The organism is Mesorhizobium sp. P171375 (assembly GCF_057786075.1).
Window position 1 is genome coordinate 3,002,330 of record NZ_JBYNWF010000001.1, and the last position, 19,833, is coordinate 3,022,162.

General features: G+C 63.2%; 15 protein-coding genes and 1 riboswitch. Of the genes, 7 read left to right on the forward strand and 8 right to left on the reverse strand.

The genetic code is table 11. The annotated features are described in order from the left end of the window. Positions 1–2: 2 nt before the first annotated feature. Positions 3–1,325 carry an amylo-alpha-1,6-glucosidase gene (locus ACYHH6_RS14345; protein WP_352588967.1) on the forward strand — a complete coding sequence of 441 codons (1,323 nt, stop codon included), beginning with the start codon at positions 3–5 and terminating at the stop codon, positions 1,323–1,325. Between the two features lie 127 nt (positions 1,326–1,452). On the opposite strand, the gene fba is transcribed toward ACYHH6_RS14345, so the two are convergent. The 5 genes from fba to mtnK all read right to left on the reverse strand — a co-directional run bounded on the left by fba (position 1,453) and on the right by mtnK (position 7,112). Next, a complete protein-coding gene (gene fba / locus ACYHH6_RS14350; protein ID WP_352588964.1) occupies positions 1,453–2,517 on the reverse strand; it encodes a class II fructose-bisphosphate aldolase in 1,065 nt (354 codons plus the stop codon). A 159-nt stretch (positions 2,518–2,676) separates the two neighbouring features. Beyond that, positions 2,677–3,150 (reverse strand): 6,7-dimethyl-8-ribityllumazine synthase, encoded by a 474-nt coding sequence (locus tag ACYHH6_RS14355; RefSeq protein ID WP_352588961.1) that lies wholly within the window; start codon positions 3,148–3,150, stop codon positions 2,677–2,679. A 77-nt stretch (positions 3,151–3,227) separates the two neighbouring features. Beyond that, a riboswitch (FMN riboswitch) is annotated at positions 3,228–3,371 on the reverse strand. Positions 3,372–3,712: 341 nt separating this feature from the next. Beyond that, positions 3,713–4,669, reverse strand: coding sequence for an IS5 family transposase (locus ACYHH6_RS14360; RefSeq protein ID WP_477353343.1), 957 nt, complete (start codon positions 4,667–4,669; stop codon positions 3,713–3,715). Positions 4,670–4,746: 77 nt separating this feature from the next. Next, on the reverse strand, positions 4,747–5,841 hold the full coding sequence (gene mtnA / locus ACYHH6_RS14365; RefSeq protein WP_352584372.1) for an S-methyl-5-thioribose-1-phosphate isomerase: 1,095 nt from the start codon (positions 5,839–5,841) through the stop codon (positions 4,747–4,749). Then, positions 5,838–7,112, reverse strand: a complete 1,275-nt coding sequence (mtnK, locus tag ACYHH6_RS14370; protein ID WP_352584374.1) for an S-methyl-5-thioribose kinase — start codon at positions 7,110–7,112, stop codon at positions 5,838–5,840. The genes mtnA and mtnK overlap by 4 nt, the downstream gene beginning before the upstream one ends. A 137-nt stretch (positions 7,113–7,249) precedes the next feature. On the opposite strand from mtnK, the gene ACYHH6_RS14375 reads away from it, so the two are divergent. The 3 genes from ACYHH6_RS14375 (at position 7,250) to ACYHH6_RS14385 (ending at position 10,935) form a co-directional block, all read left to right on the forward strand. Next, positions 7,250–8,761 carry a sugar ABC transporter ATP-binding protein gene (locus ACYHH6_RS14375; protein ID WP_352584375.1) on the forward strand — a complete coding sequence of 504 codons (1,512 nt, stop codon included), beginning with the start codon at positions 7,250–7,252 and terminating at the stop codon, positions 8,759–8,761. A 79-nt stretch (positions 8,762–8,840) separates the two neighbouring features. Continuing rightward, a complete protein-coding gene (locus tag ACYHH6_RS14380; protein WP_181058462.1) occupies positions 8,841–9,836 on the forward strand; it encodes an ABC transporter permease in 996 nt (331 codons plus the stop codon). Between the two features lie 46 nt (positions 9,837–9,882). After that, positions 9,883–10,935, forward strand: a complete 1,053-nt coding sequence (locus ACYHH6_RS14385; RefSeq protein WP_352584377.1) for a substrate-binding domain-containing protein — start codon at positions 9,883–9,885, stop codon at positions 10,933–10,935. Positions 10,936–11,242: 307 nt separating this feature from the next. On the opposite strand, the gene ACYHH6_RS14390 is transcribed toward ACYHH6_RS14385, so the two are convergent. The 3 genes from ACYHH6_RS14390 to ACYHH6_RS14400 all read right to left on the reverse strand — a co-directional run bounded on the left by ACYHH6_RS14390 (position 11,243) and on the right by ACYHH6_RS14400 (position 15,645). After that, positions 11,243–12,310, reverse strand: a complete 1,068-nt coding sequence (locus ACYHH6_RS14390; protein WP_435053241.1) for a D-alanine--D-alanine ligase family protein — start codon at positions 12,308–12,310, stop codon at positions 11,243–11,245. A gap of 215 nt (positions 12,311–12,525) precedes the next feature. Continuing rightward, positions 12,526–14,580, reverse strand: a complete 2,055-nt coding sequence (locus ACYHH6_RS14395) for a bifunctional aldolase/short-chain dehydrogenase (RefSeq protein ID WP_352584379.1) — start codon at positions 14,578–14,580, stop codon at positions 12,526–12,528. A 93-nt stretch (positions 14,581–14,673) separates the two neighbouring features. Beyond that, positions 14,674–15,645, reverse strand: a complete 972-nt coding sequence (locus ACYHH6_RS14400; protein ID WP_352584381.1) for a sugar-binding transcriptional regulator — start codon at positions 15,643–15,645, stop codon at positions 14,674–14,676. A 189-nt stretch (positions 15,646–15,834) separates the two neighbouring features. Between ACYHH6_RS14400 and ACYHH6_RS14405 the strand changes: the two genes are divergently transcribed. The 3 genes from ACYHH6_RS14405 (at position 15,835) to ACYHH6_RS14415 (ending at position 19,718) form a co-directional block, all read left to right on the forward strand. Continuing rightward, positions 15,835–17,475: an acyl-CoA synthetase gene (locus ACYHH6_RS14405; RefSeq protein WP_352584382.1), complete on the forward strand. Its 1,641-nt coding sequence runs from the start codon at positions 15,835–15,837 to the stop codon at positions 17,473–17,475. A 442-nt stretch (positions 17,476–17,917) separates the two neighbouring features. Beyond that, positions 17,918–18,523: a TetR/AcrR family transcriptional regulator gene (locus ACYHH6_RS14410; RefSeq protein ID WP_352584384.1), complete on the forward strand. Its 606-nt coding sequence runs from the start codon at positions 17,918–17,920 to the stop codon at positions 18,521–18,523. Positions 18,524–18,578: 55 nt separating this feature from the next. Beyond that, the gene (locus ACYHH6_RS14415; protein ID WP_352584386.1) at positions 18,579–19,718 is read left to right on the forward strand and encodes an efflux RND transporter periplasmic adaptor subunit; all 1,140 of its coding nucleotides are present in this window, start codon (positions 18,579–18,581) and stop codon (positions 19,716–19,718) included. Positions 19,719–19,833: the final 115 nt, after the last annotated feature.

Genomic DNA, 19,833 nt, shown 5'->3' on the forward strand with positions numbered 1-19,833 from the left:
CCATGACTTCTCTAGCCGTCGACGAAACCATCGCCCGCGCCGTCGAGGTGCTCCGGGAAAACGACCATGGCGCCTACACCATCCCGACCAAAGGCCTTTACCCCTTCCAGTGGAACTGGGATTCCTGCCTGACAGCACTGGGTCTCGCCCACTACGACGAGGCGCGCGCTTGGACCGAGATCGACACTTTGTTCGCCCATCAATGGCCGGACGGCATGGTGCCGCACATTGTCTTCCATGTCTGGAGCGACGGCTATTTTCCCGGGCCCGATGTGTGGCGAACCAATCGCCCGACCGCGACCTCCGGCATCACGCAGCCGGCCGTCGCCGGCTTTGCCGTCCGCCGCCTGTTCGACCGCGCCACGGACAAGAAGCTGGCGGCGGATCGGGCGCGTGCGCTGCTGCCGAAGATCGACGCCTGGCATCGCTGGTTCTATGAGAACCGCGACCCCAAAGGCGACGGGCTGGTCGCCATCATTCATCCCTGGGAATCCGGCCGCGACAATTCGATCGACTGGGACGATGCCTTCGAGCGTGTGCCGACCGAAGGCGTCGAGCCCTACACCCGCCGCGACATTCTGCATGCCGATCCGGCGCACCGCCCGACCAAGGCTCAATACGACCGCTATCTCTGGCTGCTGCAGCATTTTCGTGCACTCGGCTGGGACAATACCAGGCTGCACGACGCCTCGCCATTTCAGGTCGTCGATCCCGGCTTTAACGCCATTCTGATCCGCGCCTCAGCCGATCTAGCCGATCTCGCCGATGCGCTGGGCGAAACGGAGATCGCCGAAGCCAATCGCGCCCGTGCCCGAAAGGGTCTGGCGGCAATGGAGCGGCTGTGGAGCGAGTCGCACGGCCAGTATCTCTGTCTCGACCGCACCACCGGCAAGCTGATCGACAGCGCCTCCGTCGGCGGCATTTTGGCCGCCTTTGCGGCGATTCCAGAACCTCGCGCGGCGGCGCTCGCGGCACGCGTCGAGCGCCTTGCCGGAAAGGCGCGCTATGTCGTGCCCTCGCACGATCCCGACGATCCACGCCTCGACGCCAAGCGTTACTGGCGCGGTCCGGTCTGGCTGGTGGTCAATTACATGATCGCCGACGGGCTCACTGTTGCCGGCCATGGCGATGTCGCGCAACACATCACGCAGTCCAGCCTCGACCTTATTCGGGAGAGCGGCTTTGCCGAATATTACGACCCGCTCACCGGCGAGCCCCTCGGCGGCGGCCGCTTCACCTGGACAGCGGCAATGGTAATCGAGTTTTTAAGAGGGGCGCCTCTCTTCCCTTCTCCCCTTGTGGGAGAAGGTGGATCGGCGCGATAGCGCCGAGACGGATGAGGGGTGTTCCAGGGAACGCCAACGTCTCACTCCGCTGGAACACCCCTCATCCGACCTCGCTTTGCGAGGCCACCTTCCCCCACAAGGGGGGGGAAGGGAAGGGGACGTCAGCTCACCCAAACTTCGGATCGAGGCTGCCCGACTTATACCGCTTGGCCATCTCAGCAACCGGCAGCGGCTTGATCTTCTGGGCGTTGCCGGCCGTGCCGAACTGCTCGAAGCGCTCCTTGCAGAGCTTGCGCATCGCGGCCATGGCCGGCGTCAGATACTTGCGCGGGTCGAACTCGCTCGGATTCTCGGTCAGCACCTTGCGGATGGCACCGGTCAGCGCCATCCGGTTGTCGGTGTCGATGTTGATCTTGCGCACGCCATGCTTGATGCCGCGCTGGATCTCTTCCACCGGCACGCCCCAGGTCGGCTTCATCTGGCCGCCATATTTGTTGATGATCTCCTGCAGGTCCTCCGGCACCGAGGACGAGCCGTGCATCACCAGATGCATGTTGGGCAGGCGACGGTGGATTTCCTCGATCACGTTCATCGCCAGCACCGCGCCGTCCGGCTTGCGTGAGAATTTGTAGGCGCCGTGGCTGGTGCCCATGGCCACCGCCAGCGCATCGACATGGGTGTCCTTGACGAACTCCACCGCCTGTTCCGGATCGGTCAGCAACTGGTCGTGGCTGATCGCGCCTTCGACGCCGTGGCCGTCTTCCTGTTCGCCGCCGCCGCTCTCCAGAGAGCCGAGCACGCCGATTTCGCCTTCGACCGAGACACCGCCCCAATGCGCCATGTCGACGACGCGCTTGGTGATGCCTGAATTATAGGCGTAGTCGGCCGGCGTCTTGCCGTCTTCTTTCAGCGAACCATCCATCATCACCGAGGTGAAGCCGTACTGGATGGCGGTGACGCAGGTCGCTTCATTGTTGCCATGGTCGAGATGCATGCAGATCGGGATGTCGGGGTGGATTTCGACCAGCGCGTCGATCAGCTTGGCCAACACCACGTCATTGGCGTAGGCGCGGGCACCGCGGCTTGCCTGCAGGATGACCGGCGACTTGGTCTCCTCGGCCGCCTCCATGATGGCGAGGCCCTGTTCCATATTGTTCATGTTGAAAGCGGGTACGCCGTAGCCGTATTCGGCGGCGTGGTCGAGCAATTGTCTCAGTGTTATGCGAGCCACCCAATAGTCTCCCGTATCTGGTTTCAAGCGCAACGTCGCGGGCCGGCCGATTGCCAGCCCAGATGCTTCTGGCCGGATTTCGCCAGAACCGCAACCGTCAGCGGCCATGGAGGCCGCAATTCTTGTTGCAGGGCTGAAATCCGGCTGTTTTGGCGCATCTTATGCCGCGATCAGCTCCCGTGCCGCCAGGATCTGCAGGCAGGCATTGGCCGCTTCCTTGCCCTTGACGGTGAAGTGCTCGAAGAAGAAGCGGTGATGCTCGGCGCTGTCATGATAATTGTGCGGCGTCAGCACCGCCGACAGCACCGGCACGCCGGTCGACAGCTGCACATTCATCATGCCGTCAAGCACGGCGCCGGCCACGAAATCATGGCGATAGATGCCGCCATTGACGACGAAGGCGGTGCCGAGGATCGCGGCGTAGCGGCCGGTCGTAGCCAGTGTCTTCGCGTGCAGAGGGATTTCGTAGGCGCCCGGTACGTCGAACACATCGACGGCGAAGCGCCCGCCGCCGAGCACGGCAAGCTCTGTCTCGAAGGCCCGCACGCACTGGTCGACGATATCGGCGTGCCAGCGCGCGCGAATGACGGCGATACGAACAGTTTCTTGGTGTCTTGGGGTATGCTGATTCATGGGTCCATCCTTCCGTTTCGAACCAGAATCAGGACGCACGATACGAAATCCGGCCCGCACGAGCGGTCCGTCTTCCGTTTCGTTCTCTTCCATCCGGACTGTACCGTCGGCTCCGGAATCACACCGGATCTGCTGACCCTCCTGTTGCCAGGAGGCGCTCGCGGGCTTGAGCCGAGACTCTTACCGCCGGTGGCGACTTTCACCCCGCCCTGAGAACATCAACGGGGGAGATATGGAGGGGCGGGAGGGGGCTGTCAATTGGCGATTGGCTGATCTCCCCCCTCGTGGGGGAGATGCCCGGCAGGGCAGAGGGGGGCGCGAAGGATCGCGGCCCATTCGTTCGTGAAGCCATCAGATCAGGAAAGTTGGCTGGCCAGGTGCCGACACGCTGGCGGGACAGCGCCCCCCTCTGGCCTGCCGGCCATCTCCCCCATGAGGGCCCTGTTGCACAGTTACGGGAGAAAGGCGTGCGGAGCGGTTTGACCGTGATGTCTCGCTCGGCTTTGCCTTTTGGGGTGGAGTTTGATGGTGGCGGAGGCCCTCAGGCCGACGCAGGGCGCACCTATCCCGTGATGGCCGCCCATCGGCGCATGTTGAAGGCGATGGCCGCCATCGTCACTTGAGCGGTAGCCTTGGCCAGTCCGATGTAGCGGATCGTGGTCAGCTTCATGCGGTTCTTGAGCGTGGCGAAGGTGGTTTCCACCGCCGCTCGCCGTCTGGCGATCAGGCGATTGTAGCGCTTGAGCCGTGCCGGCAGCGCATGATGCTTGTTGGGACGGCGCGCAATGCGCACCTTCTTGCCCTGTGCCTTCAATCGGGCACGGCGGGCATGGGTGTCATAGGCGGCATCCGCCCACACCGTCTTCTCGTCGCCGCAGATCAAGGCATCGGCCATCACCGTGTCGTTGACGTTGGCCGGTGTGGTGATCACCGTGCGGATCAGGCCCGAACCCTCATCCACCCCGACATGAGCCTTGTAGCCAAAGGTAAAGCCATCCTTGCCCTTGCGCATGGTGGGGCGGGCGTCTGCGTCCTTCGACGGCCGCTCGGGTGTCGGCGGTGCCGAGACCGCATCGATCAGCGTGGCGTCCAGCATCGTCCCACGCTTCAGGATCACACCGGCCTTCTCCAGCTGCCGGTCCAGTTCGCCAAACAGCCTCTCCATCAGCCCTTCGCCGACAAGCAGATTGCGAAAGCGCGACAGAACCGTGTGATCGGGGACCGTGTCGTCTAGGCCAAGCCCGGCAAAGCGCCGGAACGACAGCCGGTCGCCGAGTGCTTCCTCCAACTCGCGATCAGACAAGCCATAGAGCGATTGCAACAAAAGCGCCTTGAACAGCACCAGTGGCGGCCAGGCTGCCCGACCCGGCCCGCCATCCCGCAGCCGGTTGAGCAGCTTCTCGAACCGGTACCACTTCACCAGACCTGACAGACGGTCGAGCGGCGAAGAACCGCCCGCAAGCTTGTCGCCCAGAAATGCCTCCACCAGGCTCAACTGACCCGTCCGCTTAACCGCCATTGCGACTCTCCCGGCTTTCGCCTTCAGAGAATCACAACCAGCCAATTACGCAACAGGCCCATGAGGGGGGAGATCAGCTAACCCCGCTCGGGAAACATCGCCTTCAGTCCCTCGCGCGATGCCTTCGCCACACCGCGCTCGGTGATCAGCCCCGTCACCAGCCGCGCCGGCGTCACATCGAAAGCCGGGTTGGCCGCCGGCGTCGCTTCCGGCGACACGCGCACCTGCGCTATTCTGCCGTCCGCCGTCTTGCCCCAGACCAGCGACACCTCGTCGCCCGAACGTTCCTCGATCGGGATTTCGGCCAGCCCGTCCCCCACCGTCCAGTCGATGGTGGGCGACGGCAGGGCGACATAGAAGGGGACGTCATTGTCGGCGGCGGCAAGCGCCTTGAGGTAGGTGCCGATCTTGTTGCAGACATCGCCATTGGCCGTGGTGCGGTCGGTGCCGACAATCACCATGTCGACTTCGCCATGCTGCATCAGATGGCCGCCGGCATTGTCGACGATCAGCGTGTGCGGCACGCCGTGGCCGGCCATCTCCCAGGCGGTAAGCTGGGCGCCCTGGTTGCGTGGCCTTGTCTCGTCGACATAGACATGGACCGGAATGCCGGCCTCGACGGCGAGATAGATCGGCGACGTGGCAGTGCCGTAGTCGACGGTCGCCAGCCAGCCGGCATTGCAATGGGTCAGGATGTTGACCGGCTCGCCCGGCTTCTTGCGCGCCGCGATCCCCTTGATGATCTTCAGGCCGTTCTCGCCGATGGCGCGGTTTAAGCCCACATCCTCGTCGGCGATCTCGGCGGCACGCTTGTAGGCAGCTTCAGCGCGTTGCGCCGGTGCGATCGGCTTCAAGGAGCGCCGCATCTCGTCCAGCGCCCAGCGCAAATTGATCGCTGTCGGCCTCGTCTTGTGCAGCGTCTCCCACACCGCGCCGAGGGCTGCATCCGACGGATCGTCCGCCATCTGGATGGCGACGCCATAGGCGGCGGTAACACCGATCAGCGGCGCGCCGCGCACCCACATGTCGCGGATCGCCGTAGCGATGCCCTCGACCGTGTCGATTGTCTCGATGCGGAACTCATGCGGCAGCCAGCGCTGGTCGATGATCTCGACCGAACGCTTGTCGTCGCTCAGCCAAATGGTGCGGTAATGGCGCTCGCCAACGTTCAAATCCTGCTCTCCCGTTCGATCAGCGTGGCCAGATTGTTGACCTCGTCCATGCCTAGGATCTGGCGCCGGTTGACGGCGATGTGGCGGCCGAATTTCAGCGCCTTGGCCTCGCAGGAGGCGCGCAGATCCTCGTCTTCGATGGTCTCGAAATCGGCATTGTGGGCGAGGCCGAGGATGCGCCGGTGCACCTCGATGCCGGCAAAGCCGAGCAGGTCGGTCCAGATCTGGTGCAGCACGTGGTCGAGCGCCTGCTCCGATGCAAGGATATCGCCCTGATCCTCGAACAGGCTCTTCTGATAGAGCATGCCGGTGCGCTCGGTGCGCCATAAAGCCGAGAATTCGGCGCGGAACACCGACCATGTCTCGTTGGTTACCTCGAGCAGGTAGGCGCGCATGGCGTCGCGCTTGCCGTTCTCCTCATGGCCGCGTTGCGAAAAGTAGGACATCCAGAAATTGGCCAGCAGCATGCCGACGTCGAAGGCCATTGGACCGTAGAAGGCGAATTCCGGATCGATCATCCTTGTCTCGGTGTCGGTGACCATGATCGAGCCCGAATGCAGATCGCCATGCAGCAGCGTTTCGGCATTGGCGGCGAAGATATGCTTCAGCCGCTGCGCCTCGACCTTGAGGTCGCGGTCGGCACGCAGTTCGGCGACCAGACCGTCGAGCTGCGGCGAGGTGTGCCGATTCAGCTTGGCGTCGAAATAGGGATCGGAAAACACCAGATCCTCGGTTATGCCGCAGAGCTCGACATTGTCGGCGAACAGCGCCAGGTCGGCCTTGCGGTCCTTGGTCGGCATCGAGAAATCGGAGCCGCGGAACAAGGTGCGGGCCATGAACAGGCCGATATCTCTGGCTATGTTCGGCAACTGGCGGCCGTCGATCAGGGCGCGGCGCAGGATGATGTGTGGCGGCGCCAGATATTCCATGATGATCAGCGCCTGGGCCTCATCGAAATGGTAGATCGCCGGCACCGAGCCCGGCGCGCGCGCCTCCTGGCGAGTCAGAGCGTGATATTCGAAGAAGGAGCGCTTCAGCGGCAGCGGCCAGCTGTCGCCGACCAGGCGAACATAGGGCAGGGCCTGCTTGACCACGGCCGCACCCAAGGCGCCCTCAACGATGAAGACGAGGTTCAGATTGCCGTCACCGACCTCGCGCACCTTCCAGGCGCCGGTGTCTTTGCCGATCCTGGCGCACAGCGCTTCATTCGTGCCGAGGCGCGTTGCAAGCGTCTCCACCGACAGTGCTTCGAACGGCAATTTCCCAGTCATTCCTCACCCTCGCGCTTGGTCGCTCCGATCATAGTGGAGCGATGGCGGCGGGGCCAAGCTAGGAAGCTGTCTGTCAATTGTCAATCGAGTTGACAATTGATGACGTAGCCCATAGCGTCATCGTCAGGGAGGAACGAATGGGCAATGATGCCGTGTTCCGCGTGGACGGCCTGAGGAAGTCCTTCGGCCATATCGAGGTGCTTGGCGGCGTCTCGCTCGAATTGCATGCCGGGGAGATCACCGTGCTGATGGGCGCCAATGGCGCCGGCAAGTCCACCCTCGTGAAAATCATCAGCGGCGTCTACGACCATGCCGGCGGCACCATGCACCTTGCCGGCGATAACTTCGCGCCGAACACGCCGGCCGAAGCGATCCGCGCCGGTGTCGTCACCGTGCACCAGAATATCAATGACGGCGTTGTCGCCGATCTCGATGTCGCCACCAATCTGACGCTCGACCGGTTGAGTGGCAAAGGCGCGCCGCTGCTGTTCAACCCTGGCCGCGTGCGCCGGGAGGCGAGGGCGGTCGCCGACCGCATGGGACTCGCCATCGACCTCAGGGCCCGCGTCAGCGATCTGTCGCTGGCCGACCGCCAAATGGTGGCGATCGCGCGCGCCATGGCGCACCAGCCGAAAGTGCTGATCCTCGACGAGCCGACCTCGTCGCTGTCCAGCGCCGAGGCCGACAGGCTGTTTTCGCTGCTCGATCGGCTGCGCGAGCAGGGCGTCGCCATCCTCTACATCTCGCACCGCATGTCGGATATCAGGCGGCTGGCCGACCGCATCGTCTCGATGCGCGATGGCGTCATCTCCGGCGTCTTCGATACCAAGCCGCTCGACTATGAAGGCGCGGTCAACGCCATGCTCGGCCGCAAGATCCATCTCGACCGGATCGAAGCCCGAAGCTCCGCCAAGCCGATCCTGACCATTGAAGGTCTGCGCATTGCACCGGGTGCCCGGCCGATCTCGCTGACACTCGGCGATGGCGAGGTTGTTGCCGTCACCGGTCTCGTCGGCGTCGGCAAGACCGCACTCGCCGAGACGCTGTTCGGCCTGCGCAAGCCGCTATCCGGCACGATGACGTTGAGCGGCAAACCCTATGCGCCCGCGTCGACTGGCGAAGCCATCGCCGCCGGTGTCTTCCTCGTCGCCAAGGACCGTGGCGAAAACGGCATTGTCGGCGGCTTCAACATCCAGGAAAACATCAGCTTGCCCTTCCATAAGCGCATGTCGCGCTTTGCCGTTCTCAAGCGCGGCCTCGAGCGTACGACGGCCCGCCGCCAGATCGAGGATCTTGGCATCGTCTGCCGTTCGGAAAAGGACGAGATGACGACGCTATCGGGCGGCAACCAGCAGAAGGTGATGGTCGCGCGCTGGATGGCGCAGGCAGCCACTTTGTTTATCCTCGACGAGCCGTTCCAGGGCGTCGATATCTCGGCCAGGCGCGACATCGCCGCCAAGTTGAGGGCAAGCGCCAATGGCCGCGCCACGCTGCTCTTCGTCACCGAACTCGACGAGGCGCTGGAGACGGCGGATCGCATTCTGGTGATGTCGGAGCAGACCATCGTCGGCGAGCATCGCAATGCCGATGTCGATCTCGACCGCCTGCTGGCCGAAGTCGCCGGTGGGCCGCTGCACAGCGCGGCCTGAGCACGATGATTGAAGAATTGACGACGGGAATTGGAATGGAGCGCATGGGTTTGAGTTGGGTATTGATGGCGGGCGCTGAATGACGCTGCGCGACTACGCCATCCGCTATGGTTTCATCGTGCTTCTGTTCGGGCTGATCGCGTATTTCGCCATCGCCGCCGACGGGTTCGTCTCGCCGCAAAGTGCCGTCTTCATCTTCCAGTCCGTCGCCATCACCGGCGTGCTGGCGCTCGGCGTCACCGCCACGCTAGTCGTCGGCGGCTTCGACCTGTCGATCGGCTCGGTAGCGACCTCAGCCATGATGGCGGCGGCCTATGTCATGGTGGTGCTGGAGCAGAATGTCGTCGTCGCGGTCGTCGTTTGCCTGCTCATCGGCGCCATTGTCGGCCTGATCAATGGCTGGCTGATCGTCTATATGCGCGTGCCCGATCTGCTGGCGACGCTCGGCATGATGTTCCTGCTCGTCGGCCTGCAGCGCATCCCGACCGAAGGCCGCTCCATCGCCACCGGCATGACCATGCCCGACGGCTCGGTCGCCAACGGCAAATTCTCCGATGCCTTCCTGGCGCTTGGCCGCCACCGCTTCGACTTCTTCATTCCGAACCTCATCCCGGTCTCGGTGGTCGTGCTCATCGTGCTTGCCGTGCTGATCTGGTTCTTCCTCGAATACACGCGTTTCGGCCGCATGATGTATGCCGTCGGCTCCAATGAACGTGCCGCCGAACTCGCCGGCGCGCCTGTCAAGGCATACAAAATCTGGGCCTACGTCATTTCAGGAGTTTTTGCCTCGATCGGCGGTATTTTGCTCGCAGCACGGCTTGGACGCGGCGACATCGCCTCGGGTAATAATCTGCTGCTCGATGCGGTTGCCGCGGCGCTGATCGGCTACGCGGTGCTCGGCGCCGCCAAGCCGAACGCCTTCGGCACCGCCGTCGGCGCGCTGTTCGTCGGCATCCTGCTGCAAGGCCTGACGATGATGAACGCGCCCTACTACACGCAGGATTTCGTCAAGGGCGTGGTTCTCGTCGTCGCCCTTGTCTTCACCTTCGCCCTTTCCGGCCGGGGCAGGAGATAGAACGGCTGCCGGAACAGTTTTGGGTTCAACAAGTGGAGGAAACAAAGTGAACATCACAAGAAGACTTCTGGTGAAGGTCGCACTCGGGCTCGCCGGTGCAACAATGCTGATGCAGGTCCCGGCGTTTGCCGCCGACAAGCCGGCGCCGTTCGACAAGCCGGGCGTCAAGATCGCCCTGGTGCGCTATCTCTCGACCGGCGATTTCTTCCAGGCCTATCTCTCGGGCGTCGAGGCGCAGTCGAAGGCGCTCGGCATCGATTTGCGCGTGCTCGACAGCCGCCAGGATGCGGCCCTTCAGTCCGACATGGTCGACCAGGCCATCGCGCTTGGCGTGCAGGGCATCATCATCCAGCACGGCCTGACGGAATCGATGAAGGATGCCGCCCAGCGCGCGGTCGATGCCGGCATCAAGGTTGTCGCCTTCGACGTCAATGTCGAAAACCCGAAAATCCCGCAAGTCGAACAGTCCGACAAGGACCTTGCGAGGCTCGCGCTCGAACAGGCGGTCAAGGACAATAGCGAGAGCTGGAACGCCGGCTATGTCTATGTCGCCGGCATCGCCCCGCTCGACCGCCGCAACGAGACCTGGGTCGACGTCAAGAAGAAGTATGCCGGCATCAAGGAAGTCGCGATGTTCGGCACGCTCGACAATCCGATCGCCAACTCGGTCGCAAACCAGGCGCGCTCGGTGCTGCAGGCGCATCCCGATATCAATGTGATGTTCGCGCCTTATGACGAATTCGCTAAGGGTGTGAAGATCGCCGTCGACGAGGCGGGGTTGAACAAGAAGATCAAGATCTATTCGGCCGACATCTCGACCTCGGACATATCAGCGATGCGCGAAACCGACAGTGCCTGGGCCGCCACCGCCGCCACCAACCCGGCCGTCGTCGGCCAGGTCTCGGTGCGCGCGCTGGCACAGCTGCTCGCCGGTGAGGACCCCGGCCACAACGTCATCGTGCCGCCGACGCTGATCACCCAGAAGGACTTGATCGACAAGGACATCAAGAACATGGAAGACCTGTCGGCCAAGCTGCCGCAGTTCGCCCATGCCGATGTCGCGATGCCCGCCTGGATGCCGAACCCGAACACGAAGTAGCGTCCGGGTCAGCGAAAGCTTTCGGATCGCAAAGCAAGGCTGTTGACTATCGAAGTCGGCGCCGCCCCTCATCCGCCTGCCGGCACCTTCTCCCCGTATAGTGACGGGGGGAAGGGAACTGGCCGCGACGCCGGCGCCTTTCTTGCAACGCCGGTGATTGGCGAAACCCGCGATGACAGCGCCCCTCTCCCCGTCACACTACGGGGAGAGGATGCCGGCAGGCAGGTGAGGGGCAGCGCCGACGTTTGAGAGATTAGCGCGCGTTCGTGGCCGCGCTATCGAGTTGGCGAGGGTGCTTATACCTTCATCATGTCCGCTTGGCACGCGCCAGCCCATGCGCGACCAGCCGGTCGATGACCTCCGGATAGCTGACGCCGCTTGCCGCCATCGCCTTGGCGTACATGCTGATGTCGGTGAAGCCGGGGATGGTGTTGAGTTCGTTGATCACGAACGTCATGTCCGGCATCAGGAAAAAGTCGACGCGCGCCATCGCGTCGCAGCCGACGGCCCTGAACGCCTTTGCCGCCATGTCGCGCATGGCGGCCTCGACCTCCGGCGGCAGCTGCGCCGGCACCATCAATGCCGCGCCATTCTCGTCGACGTATTTGGCATTGTAGTTGTAGAAGCCGTGGCTTTCCGCCGGCACGATCTCGCCCGGACGGGAGACGAAGAGCTCGCCTTCAGGGCTCTCCAGAACGCTGAATTCAATCTCTCGGCCGCGAATGAATTCCTCCGCCAGCAGCTTGCGATCATGTTGGAAGGCATCTGCCAGCGCCCGCTCGAATTCCTGACTGCCGTTGACCTTGGCGACGCCGACGGACGAGCCCTGCCGTGCCGGCTTGATGAACAGTGGCAGCCCGAGTTGGTCTTCAAGCGCCGTGAGCGGAGGGACTGCACCGTCCTCGATCGTCACCGAGCGCGCGACAGGCACGCCGGCCGCCTTCAGCAGTCGCTTGGCGACATCCTTGTCGAGCGCGGCGGCCGAGCCGAGGATGCCGCAGCCGGCGAGCGGCACGCGCGCCACCTCGGCCAGCCCCTGCACGGCGCCGTCCTCGCCATGCAGTCCGTGCAGGACGGGAAACAGGATATCGATATCAGGCAGGTCGTGCGGTGCGTCCTTGGCGGGGATCGCCAGCATCCGTCCTTGTCCTCCGGGCACCAGGCAGAGCTGCGTGCCGTCAGACGGCGTCGCCAGCGCGCCGTCCTTGAATTGGCTTAGCAGCCATTGGCCTTCGCGGGTGACGAAGATGGGAACGGCGTCGTATTTCGCCGGCTCCAGCGAACGCATGACATTGGTTGCCGAAAGCAGCGAAACTTCATGTTCGGCGGAGCGCCCGCCAAAGAGTACGCCGATACGAAGTCTTTTCGCTGCCATCGACAACTCCACAAGGGTCAGGGTTGGAGCTCGCATGCGAAACACGAGATGCCCCTTAAACTGGTCGAGCAATAAGCAAAGGATTGGAGTGATATTTTGACCGGCTCAAGCAGTTTTTCAGCACGACGTGCGAAAGCGGTTTTCCCCTTGGAGTCCGTCAAGACCGGGAGCGGTTCGCCGTTTTGGTCAAACGATAAACCGCTCCAGTTCTATCTTCAGCGCAGCGCTGCCGCGATGTTGCCGCCGTCGACCGTGGTGACATCTGCGGTGGTGCGCTCGGCCAGCGCGTGATGAAGGAAGGCTTGCGCCACGTCGTCGGCCGTCACTTCCTGTCCGAGCAGATTACCGGACATGTATTCCTTCTCCGATACGCCGCGCGCGCCCGAACGGCTGGCGATCATGGCGTCGGTCAACAGGCCGGAGCGGATACGGTCGGCATTGACGGCGTTCGAGCGGATGCCGTGCGCGCCGTAATCCAGCGCATACTGCCTGGACAGGAACAGCGTCGCCGCCTTCGGCACGCCATAGGCACCGAATTTCGGGCCGGGATTGACCGCCTGCTTGGAGGTGTTGAACAGCAGCACGCCGCCGGTGCCCTGTTCCAGCATGATGCGCACCGCGTTCTGCGCCGCCGACTGGTGAGCGAAGAAGTTGAGCTCAAAGCTCTTGCGCAGCAGGGCATCGTCGAGTTCGCCGATGCGGCCTTCCCAGGCGGCGCCGGCATTGGAGACCAGGATGTCGACACCGCCATAGACGGCGACCGCCTTGTCGAAGGCCGCGCGCATCTGGGCTGGGTTGGTGATGTCGGCGCCGACGCCGATCGAATTGTTGCCGGCCGCCTTGGCAGCTTCTGCAGCCTTTGCCGCGTCGAGATCGACGACGACCGCATGCGCGCCGTTGGCGGCGAAAAGCTTGGCAGTCGCTGCGCCAATCGCGCCGGCGCCGCCGGTGATCAGCACCACCTGGCCGGTCAGCGGCTTCGGTTTGTTCGAGGCAAGCTTGGCTTGTTCCAGCGACCAGTATTCGAGCGGGAAGAGGTCGGCCTTGGACAGCGGATGGAAGCTGCCTACGGCCTCGGCGCCGCGCACCGCCTCGATCCACATCTCGCCGACATCGGACGCGATCTTCGCATCCTTCAGCGTGCGGCCATGGCCGAACATGCCGAGGCCCGGCACCAGCGTCAGCCGGGGCATCGGGTCGAGCATGGTGCGCTTGACATCGTCCAGCGCGTCATTGGTTTCGAAATAGGCGCGATACTCCTTAGCGAAGGCGTCGACATGGCTCTTGATGACGGCCTTGTAGTCGCCGGCCTTGTCGGCGTCCGGCGCCGGCACCGCCATCGGCCCGGTCTTGATGCGGATCGACAGATCGGGGGTCGACACACCGCGCGCGGCGTAGTCTGCAATGCCGGCCGAGTTGATGAAATCGACGATCGCGTCCGAGGTGCGGAAATCGCTGATCATGCGATCGAAGCGGCCTTCGCCACGCGATACCGCCACCGCGCCGCGCAGCGTCGGTGCGATGGCAGCCGGCGTTGCGAGCTTTGCCGGCAGCGCTGCCTTCGCAGACTGCGGCTTGCCGTTCTTCGCCACATAATCCTCGGCGACGTTCACATAGTGGATCATGCGGTCATAGGCCTGCTTCGCATCGTCGCCGAAGGTGAAGATGCCGTGCTTGTCGAGGATCAGGCCTTCGACATCAGGGTCGGCGTCGTAGACATCGGCCGCCACCTTGGCGAGGTCGAAGCCTGGCTTGATGTAGGGCACGTAGCCCATTCTGTCGCCGAACACCGTCTTGATCAGCGCCTTGCTGTCTTCCTGGTCGACGATGGCGAGGATCGCGGTCGAATGGGTGTGGTCGACGAATTTGTGTGGCAGGAAGGCGTGCAGCAGCGTCTCGACCGAAGGGTTGGGTGAGGCAGGATCGATCAGGTTAGCCCGCTGCAGCGCCACCATGTCCTCGTCGGATAGGCTGTCCAGCGCGCGCGCCTTCAAGAGCGCGCCCATCTTCACCGCCGGCAGTCCTTGCGGCTCGATGACGCCCATGTCCCAGCCGCTGCCCTTGACGCACAGCACATCCCACTCGTCGCCGACGAGGTCGGTCGCCTTGGTCTTGCAGGACGTGTTGCCGCCACCATGCAGCACCAGCCGCGGCTCGCCGCCGAGCAGCCGGGTGGTGTAGACGCGCAGCGCAAGGTCGCGGGCAACGCCCTTTTTCGCATAGTCGGCAACGAGCTTTTCCGCCTCGCCATCATTCCAAAGGTTCTTCATGTCGCTATGTCCGCTTTGCTGTCTTTGATGTTGCTGTGAACAGGAATGCCACGACGCCTTGATGACAATGCGCCGGCTGCAGGATTTCGTTTGTCAGGAAGCCTTTTTTGCCCCCGCACTGGCTCCAGCATGGTCGAGCAGCCGCCGCGCCATGCTGGCGCCGACGACGAGATGCGTGCAGAGCCCGCCGGCGAGTGCGGCCAACAGCGGTTCGAACTTGCTGTCCTCCTGCACCACCATCAGGCGCTTTTCGATTTGGCGCAGCGACGACAGCGAGGCTGAGATGACGCGGCGGTTATAGCTGCAATCGAGCGCCTTGCCGGCGGCATCGATGATCTGGCCGGCGATGACGCCGGCCGCACCCGCCTCGCGCAACACCCCCATCTCGCCGGGGCTTAGCGCGCCGCATTTGACGACATGGCTGTCGGCGTCGATGGTGCCGACCGAATAGAGCGCCAGATCGCAATTGCCGATATCGGCCAATTGCTCGCGGATCACCGGCTCGGCGCGCAGCCCATGCGCCAGCAATTCCGTCGTCAGCACCAGCGGCGCGTAGAAATTCAGGCCCTTGGCGTTGAGTCGGCGGGCGATCTCCATCGTGCACTGGTCGGGACGGTAGGAATAGGGCGCGCCGAGATTGCCACAGAGCTGCACCACAGTGACGTCCTGCAGATCGGCATAGGACATGACGTCGGCGATGGTGTAGACGGTACGGCCCCAGGCGACGCCGATGCGGTCGCCCTTCTTGACCAGTTCGAGAAAGACGCTCGCCGCCAGCACTGCAATGTCTGTCGATGGATCGAGGACATAGTCGTTCTCTGGCGCGATCCAGACGGCGTCGAGCTTGAGTGCGTCCTCGAGCTGGCGGGCAAGTACGTCGTCGGTGAACAGCTGCGTCGAGGTCGAGATGTTGACGATGCCGGTCTCGCGCGCCTTGCGCAGATACATGGCGACCGAGGCGCGGGAAATGTTAAGCTGGCTGGCGACCTGGTCCTGGCGCAGGCCATGGGCATAATAGAGCCACGCGGCCTTGTGGATAAGCTGTTCTGCCGGTCGGATCGCCATGCCGTCTCCTCGGCTGACATTATTCACGGCTCTCGACAAAAGTCAAACCGCGTGGGTGCACGATACCTTTTTGCCCATCGAATCTGGATAATCATTGCGCCAAATGCGTCCGGTCGGGAATCGCTGATGGTGACGTAGCCGGAACCTGTGGTTAGAAGTTCTCAACAAAGAAAATTCGGGGAGAACGGGATGGGCAATCCCTACGATCAAGATCTCGGCAAGAACGCTGCCAACCACCAGCCGCTGACGCCGCTCACCTATCTGGAGCGGGCGGCAAGCACCTATCCCGACCATGTCGCCATCATCCATGGCAGCCAGCGCATCACCTATCGCACCTTCTGGCGGCGCTCGCTGAAGCTCGCCTCGGCGCTGTCGAAGCACGGCATTGGCAAGGGCGATACGGTGACCGTCATGCTCTCCAACACGCCGCCGATGCTGGAGGCGCATTTCGGCGTGCCGATGACCAAGGCGGTGCTGCATTCGCTCAACACAAGGCTCGACGCCGCCGTCATCGCCTTCCAGCTCGACCACGCCGAGACCAAGGTGCTGATCGTCGACCGTGAATTTTCCGCCGTCGTCAAACAGGCGCTGGCCCTGGCCAAGGTCAAGCCGCTTGTCATTGATTATGACGATCCCGATTATGCCACCGATGCGCCCTATCCCAAGGGTGAGCGCATCGGCGCGTTCGACTATGAGGAGTTCGTCGCAGGCGGTGACGCCGACTATGTCTGGTCGATGCCCGACGACGAATGGGACGCCATCTCGCTCAACTACACCTCAGGCACGACAGGCAATCCGAAGGGCGTCGTCTATCATCATCGCGGCGCCGCCCTGATGGCCTACACCAACACCATCCATGCCGGCATGGCCAAGCACGCCGTCTATCTCTGGACGCTGCCGATGTTCCACTGCAATGGCTGGTGCTTTCCGTGGACGATGGCCGTCCAGGCCGGCACCCATGTCTGCCTGCGCTGGGTGCGGCCGAAGCCGATCTACGACGCCATCGCCGACCATGGCGTCACCCATCTGTGCGGTGCGCCCGTCGTGATGTCGGTGCTGATCAACGCCAGGGAGGAAGACAAGCGCCATTTCGCGCAGACGGTCACCTTCAACACCGCGGCCGCACCGCCGCCGGAAGCCGTGCTGTCGGGCATGGCCGATGCCGGCTTTGCCGTCACCCATCTCTATGGCCTGACCGAGACCTATGGCCCGGCGGTCGTCAACGAATGGCATGGCGCGTGGGACGATCTCGACAAGGGAGCGAAGGCGCAGAAGAAGGCCAGGCAAGGCGTGCGCTATGCCGCACTCGAAGGCCTGACGGTGATGGACCCGGAAACAATGCAGGAGACACCGGCCGACGGCGAGACCATCGGCGAGGTCATGTTCCGCGGCAACATCGTCATGAAGGGCTATCTGAAAAACAGGAAGGCAACCGACGAGGCCTTTGCCGGCGGCTGGTTCCATTCCGGCGACCTCGGCGTCATGCATCCCGACGGCTACATCCAGCTCAAGGACCGCTCCAAGGACATCATCATCTCCGGCGGGGAGAATATTTCGTCGATCGAGGTCGAGGATGCGCTCTACAAGCACCCGTCCGTAGCGTCCTGCGGTGTCGTTGCCAGGGCCGACGACAAATGGGGCGAGGTTCCGGTCGCCTATGTCGAGCTCAAGCCCGGCAAAGCGGCGAGCGAGGCCGAGATCATCGAGCACTGCCGCGCCTTGCTCGCCCGCTTCAAGGTGCCGAAGGCGGTGATTTTTGCGGAGATCCCGAAGACGTCGACGGGGAAGATCCAGAAGTTCCGGCTGCGGGAAATGGCGAAGGGGGCTTAAGCGGCGGCATTGGCACTCTTGCTGCGACTCGACAATTTGTCGCAGGCCTCCGCGACTTCGTCATCCTAGGGTGGAGCAGTCGCGAAGCGACGTCGCGGAAACCCTAGGGTCCATGCTGTGACCTTGCGGCATTGCGCTAGCAGCCGAGCATGGCTGCGTCGAATGACAGCACGCCAATCGGCGTAACATCTTGATTCGTCTTACCTTTTACGGGCGCCCCGGAATGGATCCTAGGGTTTGCGCCGCGCCATTTCGCCCTTGCTTCGCCAGGATGACAAATTCGAAAGCGGCCGCTAACCGCGATCGTCGGCTCGGCCACCACTCCTTGTCACCATCTGTCACCATTCGTACGCGTACGTCGATTCCGCGTTGACAGCCCGCTCTTTTGGATTTACGACTGACGAAAATTGAAATTCGTCACTCGTTAATTGACAAAGAGCTAATGTCCGAAGCCGCCAGCATCATGGTCGACGCCGCCCGCCAGGAGAATGTCACGCGCATTCTCGACTGCGCTGAGCGCCTCTTCCGCCACTACGGGTACGGCAAGACCAATGTTGCCGATATCGCCCGCGAACTCGGCATGTCGCCGGCCAACATCTACCGTTTCTTCGCCTCCAAGGTCGAAATCCACCAGGCCGTCTGCGGCCGCATGCTCCTCGCCAGCTACAATATGGCCTACGCGATCTGCCGCCTGCCGATCAGCGCCGAGGAGCGGCTGCGTCGCTATATCCATGCGCAGTACAAGATGACGCTGGAAGTCATGCTCGACGACCAGAAGGTGCACGAGATGGTGATCGTCGCGCTCGAGCGCGACTGGAGTGTCATCGACAAGCATATCGACAGCATTCACGACCTGTTTGCCGAGGTGATCCGCGAAGGCATCGCCGCCGGTGAGTTTAGAGAACAGGATCCGGTCATCGCATCGCGCTGCTTCGGCGCCGCCACCGTCATTCTGTGCCACCCGCAAATGGTGGCGCAGTGCCTTGCCAAGACCAACCGGGCGATGCCCGACGACCTCATCGATTACGCAATCAAAGCCCTGAAATAACCGCCGCCCGCCGGGCGCCGGTGTCGACCGTTCATCTCCAGTCGGGAGTACGAAAGTGTCTTTGTCCAGTTCCATCCTCCGCAAGCTGCCGGTCGCCGGCCTGATCGTCGCCACGCTCGGGCTCGCCGCCTGCAGCCAGGAAAAGGCCGAAGTCCAGGACATTATCCGCCCGGTCAAGGTGGTCGAGATCGGCCAGGCGCAAAACAGCCGCGAACTCGCCTATTCCGGCTCGGTGCGCGCCCGCACCGAAATGAATCTCGGCTTTCGCATCTCGGGCAAGGTGACCCAGCGCCTTGTCGATATCGGCCAGCATGTGACATCGGGCGATGTGCTCGCCCGTATCGATTCCACCGATTACGAGCTTTCGGTCAAGAGCGCCAAGGCCAGTCTCGATGCCGCCGAGCGGCAGGTCGAGACGGTCGACCTGACCAGAAAGCGCGCCGAGCAACTCTATGCCAAGAATTTCACCTCCAAGTCGCAGCTCGAGCAGGCGACGCTGAGCTACAACCAGGCGGTGGCGAGCCGCGATGCCGCCCGTTCGACCCTTTCACAGGCGCAGAACCAGGTCGTCTATACCGATCTCAAGGCCAGCGAGAACGGCATCGTCACCGCTGTCAGCGCCGATGTCGGCCAGGTGGTCGGCGCCGGAACGCCGGTCATGACGGTTGCTGTCGATGGCGAAAAGGAAGTACTAATCGCGGTTCCTGAAATGGACGTCGCCGCCTTCAAGCCAGGCAAGGACGTCACGGCCAGCTTCTGGTCCGACGATGCGCTGAAGCTCTCCGGCAAGGTTCGCGAAGTGGCCGGCAGCGCAGACCAGCAGTCGCGCACCTTTGCCGTGCGTGTCTCGCTGCCCGACGATCCGCGCGTGCTGCTCGGCATGACCGCCAACATCGAGGCTTCGGTGGCCAAGAAGCAGGAGATGGTGTCGATCCCACTCAGCGCGCTGGCGGAAAAGGATGGCCGCAAGATTGTCTGGACCGTCGACCGCGCCGGCGAGACGGTGCACGAGCGCCCGGTCAAGGTTGCGGAGTTTACCGCTGACGGCGTCAGTGTCGCCGACGGGCTCAAGCCGGGTGATGTCGTCGTTGCCGCCGGCACTCAGTTCATGAGCGAGAATCTCAAGGTCAAGCTGACCGGCGACGCGGTGCAGGCCGCTTCTGCGGAAGGCGACGCCGCAAAGGCCCTGCGCTGAAGGCAGACGCATGAAGCCGGCTTGATCGTCGCTTCGGCGAAAAGGCTGGCGAAGCATTCATGGTTTCCGGGCGGCGAGTGCCCGATGGTCGAGACGCCAAGGTCGAGTTCCCCCG

Excerpts from the sequence above, each read along its gene's own strand:
- ACYHH6_RS14345 (WP_352588967.1), top strand. The coding sequence starts at position 3 with ATGACTTCTCTAGCCGTCGACGAAACCATCGCCCGCGCCGTCGAGGTG.
- ACYHH6_RS14355 (WP_352588961.1), bottom strand. The coding sequence starts at position 3,150 with ATGAATCAGCATACCCCAAGACACCAAGAAACTGTTCGTATCGCCGTC.
- ACYHH6_RS14360 (WP_477353343.1), bottom strand. The coding sequence starts at position 4,669 with ATGGCGGTTAAGCGGACGGGTCAGTTGAGCCTGGTGGAGGCATTTCTG.
- mtnK (WP_352584374.1), bottom strand. The coding sequence starts at position 7,112 with ATGACTGGGAAATTGCCGTTCGAAGCACTGTCGGTGGAGACGCTTGCA.
- ACYHH6_RS14375 (WP_352584375.1), top strand. The coding sequence starts at position 7,250 with ATGGGCAATGATGCCGTGTTCCGCGTGGACGGCCTGAGGAAGTCCTTC.
- ACYHH6_RS14380 (WP_181058462.1), top strand. The coding sequence starts at position 8,841 with ATGACGCTGCGCGACTACGCCATCCGCTATGGTTTCATCGTGCTTCTG.
- ACYHH6_RS14390 (WP_435053241.1), bottom strand. The coding sequence starts at position 12,310 with ATGGCAGCGAAAAGACTTCGTATCGGCGTACTCTTTGGCGGGCGCTCC.
- ACYHH6_RS14395 (WP_352584379.1), bottom strand. The coding sequence starts at position 14,580 with ATGAAGAACCTTTGGAATGATGGCGAGGCGGAAAAGCTCGTTGCCGAC.
- ACYHH6_RS14400 (WP_352584381.1), bottom strand. The coding sequence starts at position 15,645 with ATGGCGATCCGACCGGCAGAACAGCTTATCCACAAGGCCGCGTGGCTC.
- ACYHH6_RS14405 (WP_352584382.1), top strand. The coding sequence starts at position 15,835 with ATGGGCAATCCCTACGATCAAGATCTCGGCAAGAACGCTGCCAACCAC.
- ACYHH6_RS14410 (WP_352584384.1), top strand. The coding sequence starts at position 17,918 with ATGTCCGAAGCCGCCAGCATCATGGTCGACGCCGCCCGCCAGGAGAAT.